12 protein-coding genes are annotated in these 12,084 nt (G+C 60.8%); 7 read left to right on the top strand and 5 right to left on the bottom strand.

The annotated features are described in order from the left end of the window. Positions 1–149: 149 nt before the first annotated feature. The 4 genes from CI601_RS05145 (at position 150) to CI601_RS05160 (ending at position 4,895) form a co-directional block, all read left to right on the top strand. Complete coding sequence (locus CI601_RS05145) at positions 150–1,124, top strand: ABC transporter substrate-binding protein (RefSeq protein ID WP_024627921.1); 975 nt, start codon at positions 150–152, stop codon at positions 1,122–1,124. Between the two features lie 134 nt (positions 1,125–1,258). Continuing rightward, positions 1,259–2,815 (top strand): sugar ABC transporter ATP-binding protein, encoded by a 1,557-nt coding sequence (locus tag CI601_RS05150; RefSeq protein ID WP_121914569.1) that lies wholly within the window; start codon positions 1,259–1,261, stop codon positions 2,813–2,815. Next, a complete protein-coding gene (locus CI601_RS05155; protein WP_024627923.1) occupies positions 2,812–3,891 on the top strand; it encodes an ABC transporter permease in 1,080 nt (359 codons plus the stop codon). Before CI601_RS05150 ends, CI601_RS05155 begins: the two co-directional genes overlap by 4 nt. Continuing rightward, complete coding sequence (locus CI601_RS05160; protein ID WP_121914570.1) at positions 3,888–4,895, top strand: ABC transporter permease; 1,008 nt, start codon at positions 3,888–3,890, stop codon at positions 4,893–4,895. The genes CI601_RS05155 and CI601_RS05160 overlap by 4 nt, the downstream gene beginning before the upstream one ends. Positions 4,896–4,974: 79 nt before the next feature. Here CI601_RS05160 and CI601_RS05165 read toward each other — a convergent pair whose 3' ends face one another. The 5 genes from CI601_RS05165 to CI601_RS05185 are packed head-to-tail and all read right to left on the bottom strand — an operon-like array spanning position 4,975 to position 8,113. Further along, on the bottom strand, positions 4,975–6,021 hold the full coding sequence (locus CI601_RS05165) for a Gfo/Idh/MocA family protein (RefSeq protein WP_121914571.1): 1,047 nt from the start codon (positions 6,019–6,021) through the stop codon (positions 4,975–4,977). Beyond that, positions 6,014–6,478 (bottom strand): very short patch repair endonuclease, encoded by a 465-nt coding sequence (locus tag CI601_RS05170; protein ID WP_121914572.1) that lies wholly within the window; start codon positions 6,476–6,478, stop codon positions 6,014–6,016. The genes CI601_RS05165 and CI601_RS05170 overlap by 8 nt, the downstream gene beginning before the upstream one ends. Positions 6,479–6,490: 12 nt before the next feature. Further along, positions 6,491–7,030 (bottom strand): peptidylprolyl isomerase, encoded by a 540-nt coding sequence (locus CI601_RS05175; RefSeq protein WP_024627927.1) that lies wholly within the window; start codon positions 7,028–7,030, stop codon positions 6,491–6,493. Between the two features lie 13 nt (positions 7,031–7,043). Further along, entirely contained in the window at positions 7,044–7,415 is a 372-nt protein-coding gene (locus CI601_RS05180; RefSeq protein WP_024627928.1) for a YccF domain-containing protein, read from the bottom strand. Continuing rightward, a complete protein-coding gene (locus tag CI601_RS05185) occupies positions 7,406–8,113 on the bottom strand; it encodes a TetR/AcrR family transcriptional regulator (RefSeq protein WP_183129770.1) in 708 nt (235 codons plus the stop codon). Before CI601_RS05185 ends, CI601_RS05180 begins: the two co-directional genes overlap by 10 nt. Before the next feature lie 206 nt (positions 8,114–8,319). Here CI601_RS05185 and CI601_RS05190 point away from each other — a divergent pair, with 206 nt between their 5' ends. The 3 genes from CI601_RS05190 (at position 8,320) to CI601_RS05200 (ending at position 12,019) form a co-directional block, all read left to right on the top strand. Next, complete coding sequence (locus CI601_RS05190; protein WP_121914574.1) at positions 8,320–10,014, top strand: MFS transporter; 1,695 nt, start codon at positions 8,320–8,322, stop codon at positions 10,012–10,014. Between the two features lie 83 nt (positions 10,015–10,097). Further along, complete coding sequence (locus CI601_RS05195; protein ID WP_395948003.1) at positions 10,098–11,777, top strand: NAD+ synthase; 1,680 nt, start codon at positions 10,098–10,100, stop codon at positions 11,775–11,777. Positions 11,778–11,782: 5 nt separating this feature from the next. Beyond that, positions 11,783–12,019 carry a hypothetical protein gene (locus CI601_RS05200; protein WP_121914809.1) on the top strand — a complete coding sequence of 79 codons (237 nt, stop codon included), beginning with the start codon at positions 11,783–11,785 and terminating at the stop codon, positions 12,017–12,019. The last annotated feature ends 65 nt before the right edge of the window (positions 12,020–12,084 follow it).

The following is a 12,084-nucleotide window of genomic DNA, read 5'->3' on the forward strand; positions in this document are numbered from 1 at the left end:
CTATTGGTCGATGTGATTGAACTGTTATCGATTTGTTATCGCAGCGCCTTGAGCTCGGTGAGCGGAAAAACCATACTGAAAATCGTGGATGTCATCATCGATGATCATAATGCTGTGGCTTCGATGCTGACTACTCAAGGAGGAGAACAATGAATACAGTACTGAAGAAGGCGCTGACCATCGCCACGGCCTCGGCTGCGGTCTTGGCCATGGGAGCTTGCGGGTCTTCCGGATCCAGCTCCAGCAAGGGCGGCGACAAGCAGAAGACCATCGGGTTTGTGGCTGTAGGTCCCGAGGGCGGCTTCCGTACGGCCAACGAGAACGATCTGAAGAAGGCCTTCAAGAACGCCGGATTCAACATGATCTATTCGCCGACCCAAAACAACGATCAGCAGAAGCAGATCCAGGCCTTCAACAAGTTCGTCAATGACGAGGTGGATGCCATCGTCCTGTCCTCCACTGAGGACAGCGGCTGGGACGAGTCCCTGAAGAAGGCCAAGGAGGCCGAGATCCCGGTCTTCCTGGTTGACCGCAACGTGCAGACCAAGGATGAGAGCCTGGTTGCCTCCCACATTGGGCCTTCCAACGAGTGGGCAGGACAGCAGGCTGCGGAGTTCGTCAACAAGAACTTTCCTGATGGAGCCAATGGCCTGATCCTGGAGGGCCCTGCCGGCCTGTCGGTGGTCAAGGACCGCCAGAAGGGTTGGGATTCCAAGGTCGGTGGCAACATCAAGGTTCTGGAGAGCCAGTCGGCCAACTGGTCCACTGATGAGGCCAAGACCGTGACTGCCGGACTGCTGGATAAGTACAAGAGCCAGAATGTCCAGTTCATCTTCGCGCAGAACGACGAGATGGGTCTGGGCGCTGCACAGGCTGTCGATGCCGCAGGTCTCAAGGGCAAGGTCAAGATCATCACCATCGATGGCACCAAGCCTGCTCTGAAGGCCCTGATCGACGGCGACCTGTCGCTGGTGATCGAGTACAACCCGCTCTTCGGCGAAACGACCGCCAAGACCGTCAAGGATTACCTGGACGGCAAGAAGGTCAAGAAGAACATCGTCATTGATTCGAAGGTCTTCACCGCCGACGAGGCCAAGAAGGTCATCGATTCCAGAGCGTACTGATCTCTCGCTGATCGCATAGGAAACAGGACGGCGCACCCGGGAAGGTTGCGGTACGCCGTTTTTCATGGGCGGGAAAGGGTCTTGGGACCTCGGTACCGCCCCTCGATCAGCATTCAGTTTGATGAGGCAAGACAATGACAAAAGAAGAACCCTTGGTCTCCATGAAGGGAATCAGCATTGAATTCCCTGGTGTCAAGGCGCTCGACAATGTCGATCTGCGTCTGTTCCCCGGTGAGGTCCATGCCCTCATGGGGGAGAACGGCGCAGGCAAATCGACCATGATCAAGGCGCTCACCGGGGTATACAAAATCAACGCGGGAACCATCACCGTCAACGGCCAGAACAGGATTTTCAACGGCACAGCCGATGCGCAGAACGCCGGCATCGCCACGGTCTACCAGGAAGTCAACCTGTGCACCAACCTGAGCGTGGGCGAAAACGTTATGCTCGGGCACGAGGTGAGGGGGCACCTGGGCATTAACTGGCGCAAGACCCATGAGGCAGCCAAAACCTATCTGGCCCAGATGGGACTGACGGATCTGGATCCGCACACCCCGCTCAATGAGATATCCATAGCCATGCAGCAACTGGTGGCCATCGCCAGGGCCATGGTCATCGATGCCAAGGTCCTGATCCTGGATGAGCCGACATCCTCGCTGGATGCCAATGAGGTTCAGGATCTGTTCCAGATCATGCGCAAGGTCAGGGACAGGGGCATCGCCATACTTTTCGTTTCCCACTTCCTGGACCAGGTCTACGAGATCGCCGACAGAATGACCATTCTGCGCAACGGCAAATTCGTCGAGGAAACCATGGTCAAGGACATGCCGCGCGATGTCCTTATTACCAAGATGATCGGCAAGAACGCCGACGAGCTCTCGCTGATCGGTACCAAGTCGAGGAAGGAGACACCCCAGGCTGCAACGGACCGGCCCCTGGCCAGCGTCCGCGGCTTCGGCAGAAAGGGCAGCATCTACCCCTTCGACATGGATCTCTTCAAGGGCAAGATCATGGGACTGGCCGGCCTGCTGGGTTCCGGCAGAACCGAAATCGGCCGCCTGCTCTTCGGCGCAGACAAGCCCGACAAGGGCACCTACACCTTTGATGGGAAGAAGATCTCCATCGACAGCCCGGCCACCGCCCTGAAGAACCGAATCGCCTACTCCACGGAGAACAGAAGGGATGAGGGCATCATCGGCGATCTGACGGTCAGGGAGAACATCATCCTGGCCCTCCAGGCCACCCGGGGCATGTTCAGGCCAATCCCCAAGAAGGAAGCCGATCGGATAGTCGACAAGTACATCAAGGAGCTCAACGTTCGCCCGGCCGATCCCGACAGGTTGATCAAGAACCTGTCAGGTGGAAACCAGCAGAAGGTCCTACTGGCCAGGTGGCTGGCTACGGATCCGGAGCTGCTGATCCTGGATGAACCGACCAGGGGAATCGACATCGGCGCCAAGGCGGAGATTCAGCAGACGGTGCTGGATCTGGCCGCCCAGGGTATGAGCGTGGTCTTTATCTCCTCCGAGCTCGATGAGGTCGTCCGCCTGTCCGATCAGATAACCGTCCTCAAGGACCGTCACAAGATCGACCTGATGGACAACGACGATACGGTTTCCCAGCAGACCATCGTGGAAGACATAGCCAACACCTCGGTCTCTGGACAATCTCAAGGAAAGGAGGAAAGATGAGCAAGCCCGCCAAGCAGCAATCGGAGGATGAAGGTCCATCCTTCCTGCGCCGTATATTCGGCAATCAGCTGATTTGGAGCGTGGTCGCCTTCCTCGCGCTGATTCTGGTCTGCACGCTGGTTGATCACTCCTTCCTCAGCCTGTCATACAATCCGCGTACAGGTGGCCTGGCAGGACCCCTGATCACCATGATCCAGGAGTCTGCACGATACCTGATGATCGCCACCGGCATGACCCTGGTCATCTCGACCTCGGGCATCGACCTCTCGGTCGGCTCGGTCATGGCCGTGGCCGGAGCTGCAGCCATGCAGATGCTGATCAACGGGGTGAATGTCTGGATGGCCATTCTGATCTCCCTGGCCGTAGGTCTGGTTCTGGGCTGCATCAACGGCGCCCTGGTCTCCATCCTGGGACTCCAGCCCTTCATCACCACGCTGATCATGATGCTGGCAGGCAGGGGACTGGCCAAGGTCATCACCAATGGCCAGAATGCCGACGCTTCAGGCGTGGCCGGCAGCGGACCATTGCGCTGGATGGCCAACGGTTTCATTCTGGGAATCCCGGCCAATTTCGTCATAGCAGTGATCATCGTCTGCCTGGTTGGTCTTCTGATGAGGAAGACGGCGGCCGGCATGATGATCGAGTCGGTGGGCATCAACCAGGAGGCCAGCCGAATGACCGGCATCAAGCCTCGGCGGATCCTCTTCTTGGTCTACGCCATCTCCGGCCTGCTGGCCGCTGTGGCAGGGCTCTTCGCCACTGCATCAGTGATGAGGGTGGACGTAGTCAAGACCGGTCAGGACCTGGAGATGTACGCCATTCTGGCTGTGGTCATTGGAGGCACCTCCCTGCTGGGCGGCAAGTTCTCGCTGCTGGGAAGCGCTTTCGGCGCCGTGATTATTGCGATGATCCGCAAGACCATCATCACCCTGGGCATTGATTCAGCCGCCACGCCAGCCTTCTTCGCTGTGGTGGTCATCATCATCTGCGTCATGCAGGCGCCCAAGGTGCACAACGCGGTCGCTGAGTTCAAACGCAGGCGTGCCATGAGGCAGTCTGCAAAGGTGGTGGCATGATGAAGAAGAGTGCAAGCAGACAAACAGGTTTCCGGCTGAGCCCTAGGGCCATTCCGACAGTTGCTGCCGTGGTCATCTTCCTGCTCATGCTGATCATGGGCCAGGCGCTCTTCGGCACCTATATCCGGCTAGGATTCATGTCCTCCCTGTTCATGGACCACGCCTACCTGGTGATCCTGGCAGTAGCCATGACCTTCCCTATCCTCACCGGCGGCATCGATCTGAGCGTGGGGGCCATAGTGGCCATCACCGGCGTGGTCGGTGTCAAGCTCATGATTGCCGGTGTGCCGGCGTCACTGGTCATCGTCATCATGATCGCCATCGGTGCGGTCTTTGGACTCCTGGCCGGTGTGCTCATTGAAGAGTTCAACATGCAGCCCTTCATCGCCACATTGTCCACCATGTTCCTGGCCAGGGGCATAGCCTCCATCATCTCGACCGATTCGCTCAATATGCCGCAGAACAACAACTTCAGCTGGATCGGTGGCGAGGGACTGAAGATCATCGACAACCCGAAGATTTCCAACGACCTTTCGCTAAACTTCGGTGTGATCGTCGCTCTGGTTGTCGTGGCGGTCAGCTACGTCATCCTCCACAAGACCAGGACGGGCCGTACCATCTACGCCATCGGTGGTTCACGGTCTTCAGCTGAGCTGATGGGCCTTCCGGTCAAGCGGACGCAGTATGTCATTTACCTGACCTCGGCCGTCCTGGCCTCCATCGCCTCCATCGTCTATGTGGCTGGCATCGGTTCAGCCAAGAACACCATGGGCGTCGGCTGGGAGCTGGACGCTGTGGCTGCGGTCGTCATCGGCGGCACCCTGATCACCGGCGGTTACGGCTACGTGCTGGGTTCCGTCATAGGTGCGCTGGTCCGCTCGATCATCGATCCTCTGACCTCGGACTTCGGCGTTCCTGCCGAGGCCGTCACCATCGTGGTTGGTCTGATGATCCTGGTCTTCGTCATCCTCCAGCGTCTGGTGACCTTCGTCAGAAAGGAATGAAGCGGAGTTTTCCTGGATGATCTGAATGGGGGCTGATGCCGTGGCGATTGCGGCATCAGCCCCCATTTGCGTTGCTGGTTCATGATTCGAAGGGGAAGACCAATCCCCACTGGCGGCGCAGAGAGTCCATGAGCTCCATGATGCGCAGGGTGTCCTTGTGGGGCATCTGGGCGCACTCGGTCTTGCCGTCCAGGATGGCCTGTGCCGCGCTGGACACCTCATACTCATAACCGGTCAGCTGGTCGGGGATGGGGTAGTGCTTCTTCAATTGGTGATCCGCGTCGTACAGGTCGATGGACTCCACATTGTTGATGTTGATGCACTGCAGGTAACCCTGGTCTCCCCAGATGCCGCCGGTCCTATCGCTGACTGAGACCATGGAGCTGGTCGCCGCGCCCATGGATCCATCCTGGTAGAAAATGGTCGTGGAATTCTGGCTGTCCACGCCCTCCGGGCTGCGTACCCAATCCGTGCAGACCCGTTCGATGGGCTTGGGACCCATGACCATGTCGATGAAGTTGAGAGGGTAGACGCCTACGTCGAGCAGGGCGCCACCGGCCAGGGCCGGGTCGGTCATTCTAGCCTTGCCCACGGTCACATATCCCAGGTTGGCAGTGACCGTTTGGACCGTGCCGATTTCCCCTGAGGAGACGATCTTGTCGATGATGGAGCGCGAGGGCATGTACCTGGTCCAGATGGCCTCGGTGCAGAGCAGGCCGGTGCTCTCGGATGTATCAATGACCTGCCTGGCCTGCTCGGCGTTGGCTGTGAAGGACTTCTCGACCAGAACATTTTTTCTGGCCTTCATGCAGGCGATGGCCTGTTCGGCGTGGAGGCTGTGAGGCGTGGCGATGTAGACCAGATCCACTTGGGGATCATCCAGGAGTTCCCGGTAGGACCCATAGGAATGCTCGAATCCATATTTTTTGGCGAAGGCGGCTGCGCGATCCCCGTCCCTGGCGGCCACGGCGTAGGGGGCGATCAGATGGCTGTACTGCGAGTCCTGAGCCATCATGACCACCGTCTTGGCCAGGGCATTGGCTATCCGTCCGGCGCCGAGAATGGCGAAGTTGACCCGCATGCCCTTCTGCTCAGCCTCTTGTCGTTTGCCGTTCAATCTACTCATCCTTGACTCCTTCGTTTGGATGGTCATTTGCTGTGATGGCCTCATACAATTTCTGCAGGGTTTCCTGGGCATGGTGGGCATCCAGCTGGCACTCCCAGACCGTGAAGACCCGCCAGCCCATGGCTTTCAGTTTTTTGCCCTGCTCCTGATCCCGCAGACGGTTCCTTGTCAGCTTGGTGGTCCAATACTCCACGTTGGATTTGGGAAGCGAGAATTTGGCACAGCCCTCATGCATGTGCCAGAAACAGCCATTGACGAATACCATGGCGCGCCACTTGGGCAGAACTACATCAGGATGGCCCGGGTACCTCTTGTCGTTCTTGCGAAACCGCAGACCGCGCGAGAAGAGGTAGGACCGGACCTGGCGTTCTATTGATGTCTCCGTGCCCCTGATGCGGGACATGGTGTAGCTGCGTGTGCCGGGCTGGAATCTGCTGGGTGTCTTTTTTGAAACCATCCCCGGCCCGGCTCAGAGGATTTCGACGCTGTTGATGAAGACCGGTTCAAGGGGCCGGTCGCCCGAGTCGGTGGCCACGGCGTCCAGCTTGTCGACCACCTTCCGGGAATCATCATCGGCCACCTGTCCGAAGATGGTGTGGTGCCCGTTCAGCCAGGGGGTTGGCACGGTGGTGATGAAGAACTGTGATCCGTTGGTGCCGTGGGTCTTCCCGGTGGCAGGATCCCGGCGCAGCCCTGCATTGGCCATGGCCAGCTTGTAGGGTTCGTCAAAGGTCAGAGAGGGGTCGATCTCGTCATCGAACTCGTAGCCGGGGCCGCCTGTGCCAGTGCCCAGCGGGCAGCCGCCCTGGATCATGAAGTCCTTGATGATCCGGTGGAAGGTCAGCCCGTCGTAGAAAGGATCCTGACGCTTCTGGCCCGTCTCGGGGTCGGTCCAGTCCCTGCGGCCGGCGGCCAAATCGAGGAAGTTAGTTACGGTTTCAGGGGCCTGATCGTCAAAGAGGTCCAGGCGAATATCGCCCTCTGAGGTATGCATAATGACTGTGCTCATGGCACCAATCCTTTCATAAGACGGCGACGCGCACCGAGGATCCGAAGGGCATCAGGGCCAGGCGGGCCATCTTGAAGGCCTGCAGGCCGAAGGGTATGCCCACCACGGTCAGCATGGTGACCAGCCCGGCCGCCAGATAGGCCAGAGCCAGCCACCAGCCGCCCAGGATGATCCAGAGCAGGTTGGCCAGCCAGGATCCCAGTCCGCCGCCGTAGATGACCTGTCGGCCAAACGGGGTCAGGGTCAGTCTGGCCATCTTGAAAGCCTGGATGCCCAGAGGGATGCCCACTACGGTCAGGCAGAGCACGATGCCCACCAGGGCCCATGCCAGGGCGATGGCCAGTCCTCCCAGCACTAGCCAGCAGATGTTGCCGATCAGGCGCATGTCGGTCCTTCCGTCAGGGTGGCGGTGACGGCCTTGGCACAGGCGGTCACTTTTTCGATGATGATAGTCAGTCGTTTCTCCCGCTGCTCGGGCGCAAGCTCCTGGTCCAGGGCATCAATCAGTCGCATGCCGGATTGAACGATCCCACGCGTCACCTCCACGCCCATGGCCGGGTCTGTTGGGCGCAGGGCTGTCCACGCCTGGATCAGCGGCTGGTTGACCTGCCCGTGGAAGTCCAGCAGGGCATGGATCTGACGGTCTGTGGACCGATCGTTCCTTGGTGTGGGCTCATGAGGATTCGAGGGGCTGCCGTAGATCAGAGCCTGGCGTAACTGCTCGTCGTGCTGCTCGGCATAGAGGTTCATCAGCCAGCCGTGTCCGTGCAACCCGGCCTGCTCCAGATTGGTGCGGGTCCAGACCTCGATTGTCCGGCGCGGGTCCTCTGTCGTGCCCAGAGCCTGGTCCAGGGCGCGACCCCAGTCCGGCAGGTGCCGTTCCATGACCATGTCGCAGAGCTGGTCGGCATCGCGGGCGTAGCGGTAGAGGGAGTTGCGGGCCAGATTGGTGCGTCGGGCCACCTCGGCCATGGTCAGCTGGCCGCGTCCGCCGGTGCGCAGGATGGCCTCGGCGGCGGCGATGATATGGTCCAGGTTTTTGGCACGGTGCTCCTGGAGCGTGGATTCGCGAATCCTGGGCATGGTCCTCCTCGGTCCGGCCTGCTGGGTGCAGCGATCGTGAATCGGGCTGGGCCGGTCATGGGGCATATGATATGGCCTATTTGCAGTAGAGCCAAGTTGCCAGGACCGGTTCAGCGTGCGGCTTGTCCGCGCTGAGAGAACTTGCCAGACAGATTTTCGCGACGTATAGTCGCAAAAAATCGCAGAACAGGGTGAGGGGAGATCTGATGACCGGATCGGCCAGTATGGACTTGAAGAAGGGCAGCCAGAAGAATCGTCAAGAGTCTCAGGAGGCGGCACCGCCCTGGCGCGCCCTCTGGGTGTTGGCTCTGGGTCTGGCCATGATCGTGCTGGATTCGTCCATCGTCAACGTCTCCATACCTTCCATCATCGCTGCCATCCACATCAACCTGGCTCAAGCCCAGTGGGTGACCGCCCTCTACAGCATCGTGCTGGCGGCCCTGCTCCTGCCTTCCGGCCGACTGGGGGACATGATTGGACGCAAGCGCATCCTGCAGGTGGGTACGGTCATCTTTGTACTGGGTTCCGTCTTCGCCGCATCGGCCTCCTCCGGCACACTGCTGCTTTTGGCCAGGTTTGTTCAGGGAATCGGCGGCTCCCTGGTTATGCCTTCCACCCTGTCTACCGTGTCCGCCACCTTCCGGGGTCGGCACCGGGCCACTGCATTCGGCATCTGGGGGGCCGTCATGTCATCCGCAGCGGCGGTCGGCCCCTTCCTGGGCGGGGTCTTCACCAGCACCATCGGATGGCGGTGGATCTTCCTGGTCAATCTGCCCCTGGGACTGATCGTCTTCCTGGCCAGCGCAGTCTTTGTGCCCGAGACCAAGTCAGCACCCAGGCAGGCCGGCGACCGGTGGGGGATGCTTGCCGACTGGAAGGGCATACTCCTTTCGGCCCTGGGGTCGGCTCTGGTGGTCTTTGCGCTGATCGAGGGGCAGACCTACGGCTGGTGGCGTCCCCGCGCCGCACTTGAGCTGGGCCCACTGCACTGGTCTGCATCGGCGCCCCTGTCGCCGGTTCCAGTCAGTCTGCTCTTGGGGCTGGCCCTGCTGGCCGCCTTTGCGCTGACCGAGCTGGCAAGGGCGCGCAGGGGCAAGGTGGTCATCCTGGATGTATCCATGTTCGCCATTGGCACCTTCGGCTGGGGCAACCTCACGGCCGCCATCGTCAACGCCGGTCAGTTCGCGGTCATGTTCATCCTGCCCCTCTATCTGATCAACGCCAGAGGCCTGAGTCCACTGGGGGCCGGATCCATCCTGGGTGTCATGGCTTTGGGGTCGGTTGTTTCGGGCGGTCTGGCCCGGGTGGTCTCGGCCCGTCTGGGAGCCGGCGGCACGGTGCAGACGGGCCTGCTGATGGAGATCGTCGGCGTGGCCCTGTCCATTCTGCTCATGCGTGGGTCGGTACCTGTCTGGCCCATGACCCTGACCCTGATTATTTACGGTGCCGGCCTGGGCTTTGCCTCGGCACAGCTGACCAGCCTGGTGCTGTCCGGTGTTCCGGTGGCACAATCCGGCCAGGCTTCGGCCACACAGTCCACCATCCGCCAGTGGGGGACCGCCTTGGGTGCCGCTGTCTCTGGTTCCGCCCTCTCCCTGGCTCTGAGCCTGGTGCTGCCGAGGCATCTGACAGCCCTCAAGGGTATCTCGGCGCAAATGGCTGATGGTCTGGTCAGATCGGTTCAGTCCTCTGCCGGAAACGCCATTGTCGGCATGAGGGCTCAGGGCACCCGGGGCCGACTGGGAGCTTTGAGTCCCCAGGTGACCAATGCCTTGACCGAGGGATTCACCCAAGGCGCCCAGTGGGCCATGGGCTTTGCAGTGCTCTTGCTTCTTCTGGGGCTGGTCGCCTCGGTGCTGGTGCGTCGTGCCGCCCGCAAGGCTGGCGCCGATACGATCTGAGGCATTCGCGACCCTGCCTTCTTGGGGTTCGGCACCGCGTGGGGCTGTCTGCCCGTCGGCCGGCCCCGGCACGGTTTAGAATCATGGATATGGGCATACAAGAGGAACAGCCGCGGCGGGATGGCGATCTGCTGGTGGCTCTGTCTCAGATCGACACCTGTGTGGGCGATCTTGACGGCAACGCTGACATTATTATGGACTACTCCCGAAAGGCGGCTGGGCAGGGGGCGACCCTGGTGGTCTTTCCCGAGATGAGCCTGACCGGTTACCCGATCGAGGACCTGGCATTCCGCGCCAGCTTCCGTCGGGCCGCCTGGTCTCGGGCCGACCGTCTGGCCAGGCAGCTGGAGGAGCAGGGTCTGGGCAATCTGTATGTGATTGTGGGGACCGTGGGCACCGATACGGATCAGGACCGGCCCCGCAACCGGCTGGTGGTCCTGCACCAGGGTCGGGTCGAGGCCGGCTACGACAAGCACTTTCTGCCCAACTACGGGGTCTTTGACGAGTACAGGATTTTCACCCCGGGGGATAGGACCGTGGTCTTGGAGGTGCAGGGGCACCGGATAGGGCTGGCCATCTGCGAGGACATCTGGCAGGAGGGCGACCCCATCAGTGACCTGGCTGGCCGGGACATCGATCTCTTGGTGACCATCAATGGCTCCCCCTTCGAGGAGGGCAAGGGGCATGTCCGCTACGAGCTGGCGACTCGCCGGGCCAAACAGGTCGGCGCGCCTTTGCTCTACCTGAACCAGGTGGGCGGGCAGGACGATCTGGTCTTTGACGGCGGCAGTTTCGTGGTGGATCAGGATGGCACCCTGCTGGAGCGCTCGCCCAGATTCGTTCAGGATCTGTCCACCTGGACCCTGCCTGCATCAGGGGAGCGCCCCCTGCCCAGCAAGTCCTGCATGGCCGAAGAGATGCCTGGGGACGAGGAGGTCTATCGGGCCTGTGTGCTGGGTCTAAAGGACTATATGGCCAAGAACCACTTCACGGGTGTCTGCCTGGGTCTGTCGGGCGGGATCGACTCGGCCCTGGTGGCCACCATGGCCGCCGATGCCTGCGGAGGGGAGCATGTGCGTGGCATCTCTATGCCCAGCCGCTACTCCTCGGAAGGTTCCCGGGATGATGCCGCCGATCTGGCCCAGCGTCTGGGTGTGCGTTACGTGGTTCAAGCCATTGGCCCGGAATTCGACGCCTTCCAAGGGCAGTTGCATCTGGAAGGAGTTGCTGAAGAGAACCTCCAGGCCCGGATACGCGGCGTCATCGTCATGGCCTACGCCAATGCCGAGGGGCTTCTGGCCCTAGCCACGGGCAACAAGTCCGAGCTGGCCTGCGGTTACTCAACTATCTATGGCGATGCAGTAGGCGGCTACGCGCCCATCAAGGATCTGCTCAAGACCCGGGTCTGGCAGCTGGCCCGCTGGCGCAACGCCCAGGCTCAAGCAAGAGGCGAACGTGAGCCCATCCCGGTCAATTCCATCGTCAAGCCGCCCTCGGCCGAGCTGCGACAAGGGCAGAAGGACTCTGATTCCCTGCCTGACTACAGCCTGCTTGATAAAGTCCTCGAGGCATACATCGAGCATGCGCATGGCCGGGCTGATCTTCTGGCCGATGGCTTCGATCCTGACACGGTCGACACGGTCATGCGGCTGGTGGATCGAGCTGAGTGGAAGCGGCGCCAGTATCCGCTGGGACCCAAGGTCACCTCCCTGGCCTTCGGTCGTGATCGTCGGCTGCCCGTCACCAACGCCTTCAGGGAGTGATCGCCATGGGTTCCGAACGGGAGAGGACGGCATGGTACTTCAACACCGTCACCGGCATACCCGAGCAGGGCAAGCTGTCTCCCCAGGACAGGCGGATGGGCCCTTACAGCAGCAGGCAGGAGGCCCTCGATGCCTGGAAGATCGCCAAGCGCCGGAACAAGGAATGGGATGAGGAGGACCGTCGTTGGCGGCAGGCCTGGGAGGGAGAACCTGAGCAGGGACAGTCATCAGCTGACAGATGAAGCTCCAGCCGGATCGGCAACCTGCCTTGGCGACCAGTTGGCCGTGCAATCAGCATGGATGGGGA

This window comes from Bifidobacterium sp. wkB344 (assembly GCF_003688305.1).
GTDB classification, from domain to species: domain Bacteria; phylum Actinomycetota; class Actinomycetes; order Actinomycetales; family Bifidobacteriaceae; genus Bombiscardovia; species Bombiscardovia mizhiensis.